The following is a 19,251-nucleotide window of genomic DNA, read 5'->3' as shown; positions in this document are numbered from 1 at the left end:
GTCGGAGTGCGACGCGAGCTCGCTGCTGGAGTAGTGGACGGGGTAGAAGTCGTGCCCGGCGCGCTCCTTCAGGAAACGCTGCAGTCCCGGAGCACCGTCCAGGATCCCGTAGATCCGCTGCCGCAGGTTGGTGTCGCCGACCGTGGTGCTGATCTTGTGGGTGTAGGTCGGGATCGTGTCGAGCACGTCGGCACGCGGCGTCCGGGCCGGGGCGTCCGGCCGGCCGCCGTTGATCATGTTCCTGGCGTCGGCAGTGCTCAGCGCGGTCTCTGCCTGGTCCGGGTCCGGACGAGCCGGCGCGTCGCTCTCGCGGGCGTGCGGGTCAAGCTGGGCAGGGGCCTCCAGCTCCATCCGGGCCCGGATGTCGACACCCTGCCCGTTCGCGGTGGTCATCAGGTCGACGCGGTGCCCGTCGTACCCGGACCGCACCGGCGGGCTGCCAGGCGGCAAGTCGCTGGACTTGCGGAACTTGCCCATCTCGGCGTGAAGGTCGACGTCGTACCGCCAGATGTCGGTGTCGCCCTTGTCCTTGAACTCCGCCGTGGCCTTGTCGGTCTCACCCGTCTCCAGCCCACGGCTGGACGAGTACGTGATGTACCCCCGCACGCCGGCGCCGCCCTGGCTGCGCGGCATGCCACGCGCGTCCTGGCCGGGGATGTCCCGGTACACGACCCGCGCCCGCACGCCGCCGGTGTGCGTCCGCCCGTGCTCCTCCACGAGGCCGCGCCCCGACGTGCCCTCGATCGAGTTCGACGTGTCGTTCTTGCTGACGGTGCCGCCGAACGCCCGGTTGTGCGGGGTCGCCTTCAGCCGGACGGTGACAATGTCGGGGAGGAACCAGCCTTCCTTCTTGGGGTCCCGGGGGTTGAAGTTGCTCAGGTCGGGATTGAGGACAGCGGTTTCGATGAGGTGGACGTCGATGCCCTCGGTGAACCACCGGTCGACATGCTCCGGGTCGGTCAGGTACTGCTCGGAGATCGTCTCCAGCACCCGGGTCGTGTTGTAGATCGCGACGGGGTGGCTGCGGCGGAAGTGGTTCTCCCGGGAGAAGAACGCGTCGTCGTGCTCACCCGCCGGCCGGTGCGCGAAGTTGTCCGCCGTGCGCGCCATCTCCGGCACCACCAGGCCGGGGTAGGCGCGGGCGATCCCGTCGAGCACCTGCTGGGCGTAGGCTTCGAAAACGGTGCGGGGCGGCGGAGTCGCGGTTCCGTCGCCGCCGGTGGCTGGCTGCCCGGCGGGAGTCCACGGCGTGTAGCGGCGGCCGTCGCGCCAGGTGACGCCACGAACGGTGGTGCCGCCGAGGTGGTCCGGGCGGTCCCGCCGCAGATGCGGGTAGACGGGGACGTGGGTCGCGCGGTCCCGGGCGTCCGCGTTGTTGCGGTTCGGCTCGGCCAGCAGCTGGGCGTCGTCGACGCCGAGCACGTCGACCGTGGTTCCGGTGAACCGGTGCGGGGTGGCCTCCCCGTCGAACTGCAGGTAGACGTTGCGCCGCACGTTGTACATGGCCGTGTCGCCCGTCTCGACGGCCATGCTGGTGGTGCCGCCCGCCGAGCGCCGGTCGCCCAGGCCGCGCGACCGCTCGTGCCGGTAGTCGACCATGGGCAGTTCGATGCGGAACAGGCTGCCAACCGTCTGCAGCACCGCGCCGAAGCCGAGGCCGGGGGCGAAGAGGTCCCGGCGCAGGAACCGGCTCTCGGTGGACATCGCCGAACTGGTCTTGTCCTTCAGGTCCAGCTTGGCGGGCGCGTCCGGGATCCGCGTGAACTCGGTGGGGACCGACCAGATCTTCGCGATTCGGGTCTGCCCGGTGTTGTCCACCAGCGTCAGGTACTCCGGCCCCCGGGAGGCGTCCCGGATCAGGTCCCGGATCGAATCGTCCGACAGCTGCCGGCGCACCTGGTCGGCGCGGGACGGATCGGGGCGGTGCCGCCGCAGGAAGTTCGGCACCAGCCGGTCCTTGGCCGCGTCCCACGAGCCCCGCCGGCGGGGCTGGTTCAGGTGGTCGGCCACCCAGTCGGCCATGGTCGTGGGGCGTCCGGCCGGTCCCGTGGCGTTGTCCGGCACGTGGTAGATGCCGTTCACCTTCGCGGTGTGGCCGCCCGGCGGCCGGGCGCCGATGTCCTGCGCGCCGAGCGGCCGCGCGCCGGGAGCGAACGGGTCGTGCAGCGTGAAGTGGTCCGGCGCCTCCGAGGTGCGGTCGCCGAGCTCCACGGTCATGGACAGCCCGTTGGGTTCCTGGACCGTCTGATGCGACTGGAGCGGTACGCCCTGGCCGTCACCGTCCGTCCGGCCCGGGGCGGCGGTCAGCTCGGCGACCAGGTCGGTCGTGTAGCTCACGTCCTTGCCGCCGAGGCTTGTCTCCGTCTGCGTCGACGTCTGCTGCCCCACCGTCTGGCTGGCGGAGGGCTGGTTCATCCCGACAGCGAACGACGGGTTGACGGCCGGGCCCACGACCACAGCCGGTCCGGCCGGCATCGGGTTGATGTAGAGGCCACCGCCCACGGTGCGCCGGCTGGCCAGGCCCTGGCCGGCGGTGTGGCTGACCTCCCGGGTGGCGGTGTCGGCGTTGGCGAGGTCCGGTGCCGAGTCGCTCGGCCGGGCGTGCGGGTCGCCCGCCCGGCGCCAGTCGTTGTTCGCCGAGCGCAGCTTCAGGGTGACGGAGTCGTTCCCGATCCGCACGGTGTGGCCGCGCTCGCTGTAGAACCGGTACGGGTTCTCGGCGAAGTCGGACCGGAACCGGTCGGCGAAGCGGTCGAAACCGGTCAGGTCTGCGGGCAGGCCGGGCCGGAACCGGTCCAGCAGATGGTCGAGCGGGCTCCGTCCGTCCGGGCCGGAGACGTCCAGCCGGACTCGGTGGCGTTCCAGCACCTCGCTGCCGAGCAGGTGGTCGAGCTGGCGGGAGTAGGTGCCGAGATCATCCTCGCGGCTCTTCCCGGAGTTTCGTTCCGCGGCGTCCACCTGCCGCTGGAAGGCGGCGGCCCGCTCGGCCGCCTGCTCCAGATCATTGGCCTGCTCACGTTCCTGCTGGTACCGCCTGCCCTCCTGTTCGGCGTACGTGCCGGCCCGGTCGAACTCCTGCTCGACCGTGTCGTAGTCCGCCTGCGCGTGCCGGGCCTCCTCCTCGCGCTGCCGCAGCTCCGCTTCGGCGTGCCGGAGCTGCTGCTCGGCCCGGATCTTCTCCCGGAGCAGCGCGTCGGTGCGCTGCCGGACGAGCGCGCTCCGCTCGCCGTGCTCGCGGACGGCCTCGGCGTCGTCCGGGTCCGGCGGGTTCGTGCGCAGCTGCTCGGCGAGCCGGCGGATCCGGTTCTGCTCGTGCTGGATGGTGTCCACGGCCTGCCGGGCCTGGTCGTGCCGCTCGCGCGCCTCGTCCCGCGCGGTGTCGGCGGCTGTGGAGGTGTCCGCGTAGTGCTCCAGCCGGGCCTCGTGGTAGGCCCGGAAAGCGTCCCGCCACGCCTGGCCGGCGGCGAGGCTCCGTTCCAGGGCGGCCCTCAGCTCCTCCTGGGCGCGGGCGAGGTCGACCTGGTCGCGCAACCGGTTGCGGTTGTCGCGCTCCATGGCGTCCTGGGCCTGCTGGAGCGCCTCATCGGCGGCCGTGACGGCGGGCCGGTAGCGCGAGACGGTCTCCCGCTGAATGTCCGCGTCACGCTGCGCGGTGCGCGCGTGCTGCTGCGCGGTGGCCGCGCGCTCCTCCGCTTCCCGGCCGGCCTCCCTGGCCGCCGCTTCAGCCCGCTGCAGGTCGGCGGCGGCCTCCTGCTCGAGCCGGGCGGCTTCGCGCTCGGACTCGGTGGCCTGCGCCTGCAGCCGGGCCGCGTCATCGCGGGCGCGGGCCAGCTGGTCCGGGGTTCCGCCCTGCGCGTCCCGCAGGACCTGCTCGGCCTGCTGCCGGGCGCGGGCGGCTTCCGCGCGGTGCTCGGCGCCGGCCGTCTGCCGCCGTGCCTGGGCGGCCTGGACGGCATCGTTGGCCGCCACCTCCCGCTCCCGGGCGGCCTGCACCTCCGCCCAGGACCGGTCCGCCTGGGCCTGCGACGCGTCGGCGCGGCTGGTGGCGCGATCAACATGGCGCCGCTGCTCCGCCCGGGCCTTCCGCGCGTCGGCGAGGGCGTCGTCGTACTTCTTCCTGGACGTCTGGTAGGCGTCTTCGGAGTCCTTCGCCCAGGATGCGGCCCGCCGCACCCGGCGGGCGGCGGCCTCCACGTCCGCGCGGGCGGCGTCGACGTCGGCCACCCGCTGGACGACGCCGGCCGCGAGGTCGCGGACCTGCTGCGGTTCCGGGGCGAGCGGCCGGGTGGTCTGCGGGTTCTGGGTGGTGTCCGTGCCGGGCTGCGCGTCCGTGCCCTCGCTGCCTCCGGGGTCCTGCGGGGCTTCGCCCGGGTCGGCGGACGGCGCGCTGCCGTGGTGGGGGAGGGTGGCGCTCCAGCCCGCACCGGGCGTGGATTGCTGCGGGAGCGTGTCGAGGACGGGCTGCAGGACGCCGCTGTCCTGCCACTGCTTCCATGCCGTGCGGAGCAGTTCCGCCCGCTCCTGCGCGTTCGCGCTGCGCTCCCCACCAGAGCTGTCGGGCACCAGCATGCCGCTGGGGTAGTCGGTGACATCTTCGAAACTGCGCCCGAGGATGTGGTGGTCGTAGTAGGCGCCGAGGATGTCGCGCACCGTCTCGGGATCGCCGAGTACGCCCTGGCCGAGCAGCGGGGTGACGGCCGAGTCGGGAAGGTCAGCGATGCGAGTGGGCGTCTGGTATGGGACGGGTCCGCCGTTGTCGCGGTCCAGCGCGGGCCGGATTCGCGCGGCGATCTCCGCGAGGTGGTGCTCACGCAGCCCGGTGAACGGTGTCCTCGGCTGCGTCATGATGTTCGCGGCGGAGGGATCGACCCGGGAGTGGTCGGGGCGGGCCCGCAGCACGCTGGTGTCGGTATCGGAGCGCTTGAAATACTCGTCCCGGAAGCCGAACAAGTGCTTGACCTCATGGACCAGGCCCTCTGGGGGCGAGTCCATGGACCAATTGCCAGCGCTGTTGCGCGGGATAGTCCCATCGGGAGCCGTGGCGCGCCAGTTGACCCTGTAGCCGGCCGGCCAGGGGACGCCGGGATCGTCCACGTCCAGCAGTCGGAAGTGAATCTGATCGCCGACGGTGCCGTCCGGGTTGGGGATCCGGTGCCGGTGGTTGACGACCTCATGCGCCTTCTTGATGACCGCCGCCAGGCGTTCGGCGGCCAGCGCGGGGTCGTTCCCGTTCGGGTCGAATTTGACGACGACGGCGACGTCAATGACGTGGGTGGGGCCGCCGGGCCTCCGGAGTGCATCCGGAATGGGAATCCTGCGAACCACCAAACGGGGCGAAATTACGAATCTGCGCGGATCGCTGGGGATCAGGCGTTCGGGAGCGTCGTCCGGGCGCCCCGGAATCGATACTCCATTGGGGTCACCGGGGTAGGTGGGGCGGGCCGGACGCGCCGAGAGCTTGAACTCCCGGCTGCCGATGTCCACACCGGATTCGTCCGGGCGGGATCCAACGACGGTTACGGGGGCCTGGCGGACGGCATCCTCCCAGGCCTGGCGAAGCGCCTCGGGCACCTGGCTGCGCGGGTCCTCCAAGTCGGCGATGGGAACGAGCCCCTGGTGGACCGGAGCGGGTCTGCTGCTGGACTCCGTGGTGAGTTCGGAGATACGGGACAGGGCGGCGGCGGTGACCCGTGGCGGCACGGCATCGCGCACCGCGTCCTGGTGCGCGGGCGTGCGGAAGCGCACCGCCTGCGTCACAGCATCCAGGGAGTCGGCCAAGGCCCGGTACTCGACCGCTTCGGCGCGCATGGTCTCGGCCTCGGCCAGCCGGGCGCGGTCGTATGCCGATGGTGTGCTGCCAGCTGCGGCCGGCTGAGGGGTGGGGTGCAGGTCCCGGGCTTCCCGCTGATACGCCATGGCCTGTTGGGCCTTGTCACGGGCCTCGGCCAGCTTGGCCAGGGCGCCGGACATGTCGCCCTTCGCTAGGAGGTCACCGGCCTGCTCCCGCGCGGTGCGCGCGATACCCGCTACAACCCGGGCCTCCTCCCGTGAGTCCTGCGAATCGAACCAGCCATCGTCCGTGGGCTCGGGGACACCCTGGGTGGCCCAGGCCTCCTCCTGCCTCGCCCGCCTCCGCTGGTCCCGCGCGTTGGTCTCGGTGCGCTCGGCCTGCTGCAACTCCCGGCTGGTCTGGGACTCGGTGGATTCGGTGAAGCCGAACCACGCCAGCACGTCGGGACCGGCCACGGTGTGGTCGGGCCGGTTTCCCGTGATGGTCGCCGGATCCTCCCAAAGCAGGTGCCCGTGGTAGGCGGTGTCGTCGGGCACGTCCGTGGGGTCGACGAGTTCCACCTTCAGCCGGAGCTCGCTGCCGTCGCGCAGGGTGTAGGGGACGCGTTCCCGGGTGCCGCCCTGCCCGTCGGGGACCGGCCGGCCATCATTGATCTGGGCTTCAAGGTCCGCCACCAGCCGCTGTTCGGCCTGCCGGACGGTGTCCGGGTCCAGCCCGGCGGGCGGCCGGTGCCGGATCAGCCGGTACCGCCCCTCCACGATGTCGCCGCCGTCCCGGTGGATACGGTGCCACTCGAACCGTGGTGGGACCGAGCGAGCGCCGCGCTGGGTGATGCGGGCGGGCAGCACGCTCCCGTCATCCGTCGTGACGGTGAAGCTTCGCGACTGGCCGGGGACGTTGCCGAACCTTTCCGCCATCGACGTGCTGATCGGCACGGAACGGCTGGTCGGGTTGACGACGCTCTCCCAGCCGTCGCGCGGGGGCTGGAAACCCGCGCGTTCGAGCCCCTGCAGCGCCTCCAGCAAGGCGCCGCTCTCCCGCCAGTAGGCGGTGGTCTGCAGGAACCACTGTTCGGTGTCGTGGTCGCCCCGGAAAAGGTTGTCGCGGCTGCTCCCTTCGACATAGTGGGCGTAGTACGTTTCCAGCGCCATGGCGGCCTGCTCCGGCGTCAGACCGTCGCGCCCGCCGATCACCGGATCGCTATCCGGGGCCTGTGGAAGGTCGCCGGGGGTGAGCGGGGCCCTCGGCGCGGAGGTGAGCTGGGACAGGATGGACGTGCCGTCGGCTGCCGGCGCGGGCGTCGTGCTTCCGGGGACCGTGGGCGCGGTGTGTACCGGGGCGCCGTCGGGGGTGAGGGTGCCGCCGGCCTGGGTGTAGCGGTCGCGGGCCTGGGCGAGGTCGGCGTTCGCGCGGTCGAGTTCGGTCTGGGCGCGGGCCAGGTCGGCGCGTGCGGTTTCGGTGCCCATGCGGCCGCCGCGTGCGTCGGCCAGCTCTGCCTGGGCGAGGTCGATCTCCGCTTCGGCGGCGGTCACCCGCAGCTGCGCCGCCTCGACGAGTCCGCCCAGGTAGGAGAGGTCGTCGTCGGCCAGGCCGAGCTCGCTGCGGGCGGCTTCCAGACCGGTCTCGAACCGGACGACGTCGGCCTGCGCCCGGGCGGCACGGGCCTGCGGCACGTCGACCGCCCGGCCACCGGGCTCCGGGGCCGGCACGGTGGCCGGGGACGGCTCGGTGAGCACCGTGTAAACGTTGACGTCGTCGTCGGAGTCGTCGAGGTCGGAGTCAGAGTCCCGGGTGGAGCCTTCCTGGTATCCCTCGTGCACGTCGCCGTAGGGGGAGGGGCGCCAGTCGGGGCCGGGCCGCCAGCCGGGCGGGACGATTTCGGCTTCGAGGAACCATATGGGCTTCCGCTCGCCGCTCCCGGGCTGCACGGCCTCGGCCTGGTAGGCGGCGTGGAGAACCATCGTGGTGTTGCGCGGCAGCAGGATCTCGCGTTCCCCGGCGGCGGTCTCCACGAACGGCATGGTGCTGAGACCGTTGTGTCCGGCGGGCACCCGGATCGCGATGTACACATCGCGTTCCAGCGGGCTGGTGGCCCCCAGGGAGCCCGACATGTAGCCGGGGTCGGTGTAGACCTGGCCCACCAGATTGCGCATGGCGGCCGGATTGTCGACGTTGCCACCGAGCATGTTGATGAAGTCGGTGTTGACCCCGCGCTGCATGATGAACGACTGCGGGAACGGCCGATGGGAGAGCGCGCTGTCCAGATTGACGACCATGTCGAGGAGACTTGGGCGGTCCGCATCAGGGAGGTAGTCCAGGCCGCGCAGCGCGCTATTCACGAAGTCGAAATCGTCACGGGCGTAGCGGCGGACGGCCTCGACCTCGTGCGGGGGGAGCAGGTCCTGGACACGGCTGCCCCGGTCCTGGCCTTCCAGCTCCCGGATGGAGAAGAAGCCGGCTTCCTCGTCGGAGAGACGGTTGGTGCGGTAGGTCATGCCCACGCTGCCCTCGCCGCCGCTGGGCATCGGGGGGCGTGGCGGGGGCAGCAGTGTGGACCAGAAGTTGCGGGGCACGAAGACGCCACCGGACTGGTAGAGCGCGTCGAACGCCCAGAACAGGTGGCCGGAGCCCTGCCACTGACCCCACTGGTGGCGCAGTGCCTGTTCGATCGATGCGTAGGCATCGGGGTTGCCCGTGAACCTGGCGACCACGTGGGGCATCGGCACCCCATTGATGTGGTGGTCGTAGAACGCGGTCAGAATCGGGTACGCGTGACCGGGGTGGAGGCCGGACGACATGTGCTGCCCGAGCGCGGCGGCGATCTGGCTCTGCAGCAGCGGATCGACGGTGCCGGGCTGCGGCGTGGTGAGGAATGGGACGGCGGGCGGCTCGATGAATGCCGGGTTCACCTGGTGCGTGGGGTTGCTCCGCCACTCCGCGAGGGCGGGCTCCTGGTCCCGTGACGTGGGGACGGCCGCTGCGGTCTCCGTCTCGCTCCCCCTGTCCGCGGTGGCCGGCGGGGTGGGCGTGCCGTCGGTGGCCGTGGGGGGTGTGAACTGGGTGGGGGTGTCGGGGGTGCCGTCGGGGCGGTAGGTGCCGCCGGCCTGGGTGTAGTGGTCGCGGGCCTGGGCGAGGTCGGCGTTCGCGCGGTCGAGTTCGGTCTGGGCGCGGGCCATCTCTGCCCGTGCGGTTTCGGTGCCGCTGCGGCTGCCGCGTGCGTCGTGGAGGCGGGCCTGGGCGAGGTCGATCTCGGCTTGGGCGGCGGTGACCCGCAGCTGGGCGGCCTCGATCAGCCCGCCGAGGTAGGACAGGTCGTCGTCGGCGAGGCCGAGCTCGCTGCGCGTGTTTTCCAGGTTGGTTTCGAACCGGACGACGTTCGCCTGGGCGTCGCCCACGCGGTTGCGTGCCGACTCCACCGGGCCTGGTTCCGGCGGGAGGCTGCCCGTGGTGGTGCGGGGCGGCGGCGTGACCGGGCCGGTCTGCACCGCCATGACGGTGACATTGTTCCCGCTGCGGCCGGTGGCCGGGTTCGGGGGCGGGAAGTAGGTCGTGGTCGAAGTGCCGGCACCGGAGTTGCCGGGTGGCGTCTCCCGCAGCGGGGTGGGGGTGCCGGAGACGTTGGGCGACTCACTCGACCTCGGGGTTTCGAAGCCGGTCAGGCCCGCCTCGGGGTTGCCGATCGTGGCGCGGGCACGGTCCTGCGCGTCCCGCCAGGCGGTGAACCGCTGCTCGAACTTCCGCCGTGCCTTCGTGTACTCCTGCTCAGCGAGCGCGTACTCCGTGCGCGCGTCCTCGTCGCCGGGGTTGTCGAGCAGCCGCCGGACCAGCGGCGGCAGCTTGGCCCGCGCTTCGTAGTAGGTCTTCTCCGCGTCGCCCAGCTTCTCCTGGGCGTCCGCGACCCGGTCCCACGGCTTCGCGGGGACGTTGTCGAGCAGGCCCAGAGCGCGGGCGTCAGCCTCGCTGACCCAGGTGGTGATGGTCGACGCGGCATCGGCCATGCCCTGCGTGGGCGGCCGGCCGAATCCGGGGACGGCGCGGTGGGGTACCACGGCGGAGACGACCCAGTCGACCGGGATGGACACCAGGTAGGAGCGCTTGGAGTTCGCGTCCGGGCCGGGCACCGCGTGGTCGGTGTCGGTGACGGTCTCGGTGCGGGTCCCACCGCGCTCGTGGCTGGGGTTGAAGCCGGCCTGCCCGGCCTCGACCGTGTAGGGCATGCTGGCGGTGGGGTCGTTCTCCGGTGGCGCCGGCGAGGTGATCCCCACCGGGCGAACCGGAACGGCACCGCTGGTCGTGGTCGTCGTGCCGGCGGCGGTCGCGCGGGAGGTGCCCCGGGACAGGGAGTCCGTGGTGGAGGACTCGACGGCGACGTCGAGCACGGTGGCCCGGTCGATGTGCGGGTGGGCGCCGAGCCGCCACTTGGTGCCGCCACCAATGTCGATGAGCCCGACACCGTTGCCGCGTTTGGCGTCGTTGAGGTAGCCCCGGAGCGAGTCCTCGTGAATGGTCGTCGCGATGGGGTCGTTGTCGGGGCGGATGCCCGTCTTCTTGTAGACGAATTCCTTGGCCTGCTGGATGTCGGCGGGCCGGAGGGCGCCGGTGTGCGGCCAGCCGTGCGCGCGGGCCACCGCGACGTAGCTCGCGTCCACAACGCTTTGGCCGTGATCCTGGATGGTCAGCGGCGTCAGCGTCGCGTCCGGCGGCGCCTCGGCACCCTCTCGCGGCTGCGGACGCCAGGCCGGGATCGCGTTATCGAAGTTGCCCTGCGGGTTGCGTACCCGGGGTGGGAGAGCGGGCGTGGTCACCGGCCGGCCGCTGCCCTCGGTCTCCCCGGCGCGGCGGTCGGGCAGCACGTCGAGGTAAGCGGCCTCGAAGGCCTCCTGGACGGTGGCGTGGTCGCCTTCGATGGTGAAGGAACGGCCGCCGTAACTGACCGTCAGCTTGATGTGCTCGGGAGTCTCGGCGATGGCGTAGGGGCCGGTGAGCTCGGTGGTCGAGGTGGTGTCGGTCTTGCCCGTCGTGGTGTCCGTGCGGCTCGTGCTGGACGACACCCCGGAGCCGGGGGCCGGCGCCATGTTGATGAACCGGTTGCGGGGCAGGTCGTCGGGCAGGTTGCCGGGCTGGTCCTGGCCAGGGAAGGGGGCCGGGGTCATACCCGACACCTCGATCTGGGTTCCGGTGCTCCGTGACCCGGAATCCGTGTCGCTCCGCGAGGCCGACAGGGCCGTGTCCTCGCCGAACTTGCCCTTGCCGCCGAGGTCGGTGATGACCGGGCTTTCCCGCACGGTCTCGACCTTGACCGTGCCGTGGTCGATCTTGTTGTTCGCCAGTCCTTCGAGGTGGTACAGCTTCACGTCGAGAGTCTTGGGCGCACGGCGGCCGGTGACGTGCGCGGTGATCTCGGCCAGGACGGATTCGCGGCTCTCGCCGGTGAGTCCGTAGTTGTCCTGCCGCAGCCGGGCGTCGAGCTGCACACCGGTCGAGACGGGACCGGTCCCCGAATCCGGCGGCCGGGGCGTGCTGCTCAGCCGCGTGCCCTGCCCCTCGAAGCCGGGGCGGATCCGGAACCGGCTGGTGTCGAGGTGCGGGTTGATATGTGGCATGGCCCGGCCGGTGGTCTCGTTACCCGCGGGCGGCACGTACCGGTCGTTGACCAGACCGGCCTGGTAGGCGGAGCGTGCCGGCACGTAACCGAACTCGGCGCGGTCGGCGGTGAACCGCATACCACGGAAGTCGGTACCGCTGGAGTGCCGGGCGACGTTGAGCGCGAGATCCCAGTCCTTCCGGATCTCCGCCGCGCTCGTGATGCTCAGGTCGGCGGTGTACGGGATGGCGCCGCCCTGCGGTTCGAAACTCCGCTTCTGGGAGTACGTCGCCGAGTCGGCCGTGCTGGTGCCGGTGGTCCACGACTTGGTGAGGGGGTTCCAGATCGGCTGGATGGTGGGCGCGTTCGCCTGGTTGGCGCGGAGCTGGTCCTGCCCCTGGGACGCGCGCAGGCTCTCGGCGGACGGGTTGGGGTTGCCGGCCGCACGAACCTCGGTCTCCACGCCCCCGGTCCACGAGGAGCCCTGGGAGCGGTTGAGGTTCGTGTTGTGCTGGGAGCGGATCCTGATGGAGGAGTTTGGCCGCGGGTCGTAGAAGGTGACGCCGGTGCGGTCGGCGAACAGCGCCGTGGTGTGCCGGCCACTGAAGACGAAGTCCCGCATCCAGTTCCGTGCCCGGTGCCCCGAGGCGGGCGGCAGCAGGTGCTTGGCCTGCGCCGCGAGCTCGTCGTCCGAGAAGTGCGTGGGCAGGAAGTCGTGCGAGGCCGGCTGCTCCTTCAGGTAGCGGGCCAGCCCGGGGGCCTTGCCCAGTAGGCCGTAGAGCCGCTGCCGCAGGTCGACGTCATCGACCGTGGTGCTGATCTTCTGGGTGTAGGTCGGGACCGCGTCGAGACCGGCGGCCTGGGGCGTCCGGGCCGGGGCGGCCGGCCGGCCGCCGTTGATCAAGTTGCGGGCCTGGTCGCGCTGCAGGCCGGTGCTGTCATCCTGGGCACGCGTGCGCCGGGGGGTGGGCTCGGTCTCGCTGGCGTGCGGGTCGAGCTGGGCGGGGGCCTCCAGCTCCATGCGGGCGGTGAGGTGGACGGGCTGGCCGTTCGCGTCGGTCATGAGGTTGACGCGGTGGCCGTCGTAGCGGTTGGGGCCGCGTTCGTCCGGTGAGCGGAAGATGTCGCGGGCGGAGCCGGTCCGCACCTCGCGCTGGTCCGGCGGGAGGTCGTCGAACTTGCGGAACTTGCCCATCTCGGCGTGCAGGTCGAGCTGGTACCGCCAGACGTCGGTGTCGCCCTTGTCCTTGAACTCCGCGGCGCTCTTGTCGGTACCGCCGGTGTCGAGGCCCCGGCTGGACGTGTGCGTGACGTGCCCCCGGATCCCGATACCGCCCTGGGCGGACGGCATGCCCCGGGCGTCCTGCCCCGAGTAGTCGCGGTACACCGCCCGGACCCGGGCCCCGCCCGTGTGCGACCGGCTGTGCTCCTCGTGGCGCTTGCGCCCGGAACTCCCCTCGGTCGAGACCGTGGTGTGGTTCTTGGTGACGGTGCCGCCGAACTCCCGGTCGCGCGGGGTCGCCTTCAGCCGCACGGTGACGGTGTGGTTGCGCAGCCAGCCCTCCTTGTCCGGGTCCCGGGGGTCGAAGTTGCTGAGGTCGGGGTTGAACCGCGCGGTCTCGTACAGGTGGATGTCGACGCCCTGGTTGAACCAGTCGTCGGCCCGGGCCCGGTCGGACAGGCTCTGCTCGGAAATCGCGTCCAGCACCTTGAGGGTGTTGTACACAGCCACCGGGTGGCTGCGGCGGAAGTGGTTCTCCCGGGAGAAGAACGCGTCATCGTGCTCACCCGCCGGCCGGTACGCGAACTCGTCCCTCGGCCGCCCAAGGTCGGGAATCACTAGGCCGGGGTACGTGCGGGCGATCCCGTCGAGCACCTGCTGGGCGTAGGCGTCGAACACCGTCCGTGGCGGGGGCGTGCCCCCGGAGCCGTCCCGGCCGGCCGCCCCGTCCGTCCCGTCGGCCGGCGGCGTGCTGGCGTACCGGTTCCCGTCCCGCCAGGTGATGCCCCGCACGGTCGTGCCGCCCAGGTGCTCGGGCTTGTCCCGCCGCAGGTGCGGGTAGGCGGGGACGTGCTTCGCGCGCTCCCGGGCGTCGGCGTCGTTGCGATGCGGGTCGGCGAGCAGCTGGGCGTCGTCGATCCCCAGCGCTTCGACCGTGCTCCCGGTGAACCGGTGCGCGGTGTCCTCCCCGTCGAACTGCACGTAGAAGTTCCGGTTCACGTGGTACATGGCCGAGTCGCTGGTTTCGCTGGCCATGCTGGTGGTGGCGCCGGACTGCCGCGAGTTGCCGAGGCCACGCTGGCGGTCGTGCCGGTAGTCGAACATGGGCAGTTCGATCCGGAACAGGCTGCCGACCGTCTGCAGCACCGCGCCGAAACCCAGCCCGGGGCTGAAGACGTCGCTGCGGGTGAGCTTGCTGTCGGTCGTCGTCGCCGAGCTGGTCGTGTCCTTGACGTCCAGCTTGGCGGGCGCGTCCGGGATCCGGGTCAGGTCCGTGGGGACCGTCCAGATCTTGGCGATGCGGGGCCGCCCGCGGTTGTCCACGAGCTCCAAGTAGACGGGGCCCTGGGAGGCGTCCCGCATCAGGTCGCGCAGCGCGTCGTCGGAAAGCTGCTCGCGCACCCGGTCGGCGCGGCGCGGATCGTTGGCGTGGCTGCGCAGGGCATCCGGAATGAGGGTGTCCTTGAGCCGCTGCGCCGTTGACGGCCGCTCCTGGTTGATGTGGTCCGCGACCCAGTCGGCCATGGTCGTCCGGGGGCCGCCCGCGCCTTCCTCGGCGGGGACGTGGAAGACGCCGTTCACCTTCCCGGTGTGGCCGACCGGCGCCCGGGTGCCAATGTCGCCAGCCCCGTCTGGCCGCGTGCCGGAGGCGAACGGGTCGTGCAGCCTGATGTGGTCCGGCGCCTCGGACGCGCGGTCGCCGAGTTCCACGGTCATGTTCAGGCCGTTGGGGACGTCGGTCCGGTGGATGTCCCGCAGGGGCGTGCCGCCATCCCTGTCGCTGTCGGTGGCGTCCGGGCCACGGGACAGCTCGGCGACCAGGTCGGTCGTGTAGGTGTGCCGCCCGCCCCCGACCGACGTCTCGGTCTTGGTCGAGGTGTCCTGACCGACCGTCTCGCTCGCCGTCGGCCGGTTGAACGCCAGCGCGAGCGCGGGGCTGACGGCGGGCCCCACGGTCATGTCCGGAATGGGCAGCATGGGGTTGATGTAGGCACCGCCGCCCAGGGTGCGGCGGGAGCCCGCCGTCCGGCTACCGGTGTGGCTGATCTCCCGGCCGGCGGTGTCGGCGTTGGCGAGCTCCGGCACCGAGTCGTCCGGCCGGACGCGCACGTCATCCGACCGGCGCCAGTCGTTGTTCGCCGAGCGCAGCTTCAGGGTGGCCGAATCGTTCCCGCTGCGCACGGTGTGACCGCGCTCGCTGAAGAAGGGATAGGGGTTTCTGGCGTAGTCCGACGCCAGGCGGGCGCGCAGATCATCGGTCAGGTGCCCGTCGAACCGCTGTAGGACGGCGTCGATCCCGGTGTGGCCCGAGGAGTCCGGCACGTCCAGCCGGACCCGGTTGCGCTCCAGCAGCTCGTTGCCGAGCAGGTGGTCGAGCTGACGGTTGTAGGTGCCGAGGTCGTCCGCGCGGCTCTTCCCCGAGTCCCGCTCCGCGGTCGCCACCTTCTCCTGGAGGTCCCGGATGTTCTCGGTGGCCTCGGGCGACTGCAACTCGCCGGCCCGCGACGCCTGCTCGTCCACAATGCCGCGCTCCCGCACGGCCTGCTGCCCAGCCTCCTCCGCCTGCTGCTGGACCCGCGTGACATCGCGCTGCGCGGCACGGAAGTCCCGCTGGTGCTGCCGCACCGCCTCCCGGGCCGCGTCGCGCTGCTGCTCCGCCTCCGCGTACTGCTCGCGCAGCTCCTGCATACGCGCGTTGGCCCGGGGGCGTTCGGTCTCGAACCGCTCAGGGTTGAAGAGGCGGAGGCCCTCCATATAGCCGTGCAGCCGCTGAGCCTCGCCATCGATGTCCGCCATCCGCTGCCGGGCCGTCCGCCGCTCATCAACGGCCCTGTCCCGTGCCAGCTCCGCGGCCTCGGCGGCCTCGCGGAAGTGTCCCACCCGTGCCTGGTGGTAGGCCCGGTGCGCGTCGAGCCAGCGCTCTCCGGCCTCGGCTGCCTCCCGGAGCGCGTTGCCGAGGTCCTGCCGCGCGCGGGCGAGGTCGAACTGGTCCCGCCACATGTTGCGCTGGTCGCGCTCCATGGTGTCGCGGGCCTGCTGGAGCGCCTCGTCGGCCGCCTCGACGGCGCGACGTTCCTGCGAGACCGTCTCCACCCGGACGTCCTCGGCACGCTGCGCGGTGCGCGCGTCCTGTTCGGCGGTCCGGGCGGCGTCCCGTGCCGTCCTGTCGGCCCGTTCCACGTTCCTTTCGGCCTGCTCCCGGGCGGCGTCCGCGTCCCTCTCAATCTGGGTGGCTCTGCGCTGATTCTCCGCCGCCCTCGCACGGAGCTCGTTCGCCGTGTCCCGCGTGCTTCGCTGCCGCGTCGGGGAAGCGCTGTCGGCGTCCCGCAGGACCTGGGCGGCCTCCCGCCGGGCCTCCGCCGCCTCGGCGCGCAGCTCGTTAGCCCGGTCGCGGGCCGCCCGTTGCCCGTCCCGGGCGTTCTGGAGGTGCTGCCTGGCCTGCTCGGCCGCAGCCTCGGCCGCCCGCGCGGCCCGCGCTGACCGCTCTGCCCGCTCCCGTGCGGCGTCCGCGGCAGCGGCGGCCGAGTCGACGTGGCGCCGCTGTTCCGCCCGGGCGTCCCTCGCGGCGGTCTCGGCCTCCTCGTGCTTCTTCTGCGACGCGGTGTACGCGTCCGAGGAGTCCTTCTCCCAGCTCTCCAGCTGGGTGACCCGTCGCTCCGCCTGCTCGACGTCCTCCCGCGCGGTGTCGAGCTCGGTGGCCCGCCGGTCGGCCTCCATGCCGAGCTGCCGGACGTGCTCCGGCGGCGGGGGCAGCGGGCGCTCGTCCCGCTGGTTCTCGGTGCCGGACTCGGACTCGGAGTCGGACTCGGAATCGACGTCGGATCGGGGCGCCGTCTCTTCGTCGCCGCCCGGCTGCTGCCCCTCACCGGACTGCGACGTGACGTTCCCCTCGCCGGTGGGCGACTGCGAGGTGGTGTCCTCCCGGAGAGGGCCGGACTCCGTGACGGGACCGGGCGTATCCTGGCCGGACGTGGTGCGGATCGGCGTGAAGTCTTCCCGGGTCCCTTCGGTGTTGCCGGCCCCGGTGTCCCGCCCGAACTCGGTGCCCTGCTGCCCGGCCGTCTCGGTCAGCGGTGCCGTGGGGTCCGGTTCGCCGCGCTCGTCCGTGCCGGACGTGGTGCGGGCCGTCTGCCGCGTCGACTCAGAGCCACCTTCCTCGGCGGCACGGTTCGACTGCGTGGTGCCGCCGCTCTGCTGGGTGGTGCCGCCGGCCCGCGACGTGGCCGCCTGGGATCCCGGCTGGTGCGCGGGCGCCGGCCCGGCGGTGCTGTTCTGGCCGTTGCCGTTCGCGCCGTTGCCGTTCGCGCCGTTGGTCTGGATCTCGGGTACCGCGTAGACCTGGACGACGTTCGGTCCCGCCTGCCCCAGCCCGGGGAGAGAGCCGAGACCGGAGCCGTGCTGTCCCGGGTTGAGAATCTGGTTGATCAGCGCCATGACCTCCGGGTCGGCGCTGGGGGAGGTGCGGCTCTGGCCGGACGACTGCTGCCCCGGCGTGTTCTGCGGGGTGGGCCGCTGCTGGGGTGCCGGGGTGTCGTTCTGGTTGCTGGTGGTGGTGTCCTCGGCGGACTGTTCCGGTGTTGGGGCCGGGCGGCTGTCGTTGCTGGGCCGCTGTCCCGGCGCCGGGGCGTCCCGCCGGTCGTCGGCAGGGTCCGGTGCCGTATCCGCCGAGCGGTCGCGCTGCGGGGACGGGGTGTCGCTCGACACCGTGGCCGGGCGGCCGTCCGTTCCGCGGCCACCCTGCGAGAGCTCGATGTCCTCCGTGCCCGGCGACTCGCTGTCGCTGCCCCGGCTGGACTCAGCGGTGCCGGGGCCGTTGTTGCTGGAATCGCTGCTGGAGCCGTCGGGGTTGGGAGCGGGAGCATTCGAGGGGCCGGACGCGTTGCCCGGGTCGCTGGAGGCGCCGGAGGTGGTCTCCATGGGCGGCGGGGTCGGGAGGTCGATCGGCCCCATGTTCTTGAGGGAGTTGATGACGGACGTGCCACCCAGGGTGGCCAGGGTCGTCAGCGCGCCGCTGGAGGCACCGGCCACCGCGGACATGCCGTTCGCCTTGAACTCCCCTTCCATGTACAGGTTCGTGAGTCCCTCGCCCAGGTAGCCCTGGAGGGCGCCGGAACCGGAGGCGAAGGCGAGCTGCTTGAACCGGTCCGACCAGCGGGCGCCGTACTCGTTGAGCGTCTTGGTGAGCGTGTTGGGGACACCATTGGAGAGGAAGTCCCGGGTGCCCTGGGGCAGCGGAGTCGGGTGGCTGGCGAGCAGCTCGTCGAGGCTGCTGCGCAGTTCGGGCTTCTGCCAGTTCTTGGCGAAGGTGTCCGCGTAGTCGCTGCCGAGCTGCCGGGCGGCGTCGCGGCCGATCGTGTTGCCGAACTGGTGCTCGAACAGGTCCGCCATGTCATCGCGGAACTGCCGGGCGGTCTTCGGGTCCAGCCAGCCGACGTCGTTGCGCCAGGGGGCCAGGATCTGGTCCTGATTCTTGCCGAAGATCTTGGACAGATCCCGGTTGAAGTCGGGCGTGATCGCCCCGGTGGGGTTGTCGAGGGGGGTGTTGCGGTCGCGCAAGCCGAGCAGGGGAACATCGTCCCCCACCTCGTCGGCGGCGCTGGACGGGAAGTTGTCCGACGCGTTGTCCGGCGTCGTGCGCGCGGCGGCGTCGGGGGCGGTGTTCCCGGCGGACGACGGAGTGGGGGCCGGAGAGCCTTCCGGCGTCGGCGTGGGGGAGCTGTCCGGAGCCTCCTCGGGCGTGCTCCGGGGCGGTGGGGTCTGGGCGAGGTCGTCCGAGCCGCTGCGGGTGGACGGTATGTCCGGACCGTTGCTCAGCGAACCCGGGCCGGCGTTGCCGGGCTCCGGGTCCGGCAGGCTCTCGGGCGTGTCCCGGGGCGGTGGCGGACCGTCGACGTCGATGTTGCGGCCGCCGGGCGGGGGCGGGTCGAAGTTGGCGAGCTCGTCGAGGTTCTTGCTGAAGATGTTGGCGAGTTCCCGGCTGATGAGGATGTCGAAGCCGGTGGACAGGCCCGCGCTGATGAGGCCCTCGAACAGGCCGCCCATGAGGGCGCTCTTGGTGAGCTTGTCGTCGTTCGAGTCCCGGTTGCCCTGGGCGATCTGGATGCGCTGGATGATGGCGTCCATCGCGTAGGCGAACAGCACCGAGATGGCGACGTTGCTGATCAGGGTCCAGACCAGCCAGTTGAGGATGCGCCGGATCATCTGGTTGCGGATGAACCGGAACATCGGAATCCACGTGAGGGAGCTGCCGCCCGTCCAGAAGGCCATGGAGATCGCCCAGGCGATCTCCAAGGCCAACTGGATGAGCTGCGCGATCACCATCCATTTCGCGTACTCGACCTGGTTCGCCGCTTCCCGGGCGTATTTCTCGATCTCGCCGGCGAGTTCGGCGGCCTTTCCGACGTAGTCGTTCTTCCCCGCCGTGAACTGGTCCAGCGACTGCTGGAAAAACTCGTTGGAATGGCCGTCGAAGGTCATCTCCACCTTGCGGCGGATCTGGATGACCATGTCGGGGAGTTCGGTGTCGAGGATGTATTTCGTCGTGGCGTAGACATCACCGAGCTGCCGCAACCGGTCCTCGTCCACATTCGGCCACTTCGTGCCGGTGAGACCATAGAACAGGTCGGCGAGTGCGTCGGGCAGCTCCATCCCCAT

At 71.8% G+C, this 19,251-nt stretch carries 1 protein-coding gene (cut by a window edge); it reads right to left on the bottom strand.

Going from position 1 to position 19,251, the window contains the following annotated elements:
• On the bottom strand, positions 1-19,251 hold the 5' end (the start) of the coding sequence (locus tag ACYVHU_RS09450) for an ADP-ribosyltransferase (protein ID WP_498948118.1). It extends 25,416 nt beyond the left edge of the window; only the first 19,251 of its 44,667 coding nucleotides appear in the window; the start codon lies at positions 19,249-19,251; its stop codon lies beyond the left edge, outside the window.

The organism is Marinactinospora endophytica, assembly GCF_054780875.1.
This window is presented reverse-complemented; position numbering and strand designations above follow the sequence as displayed.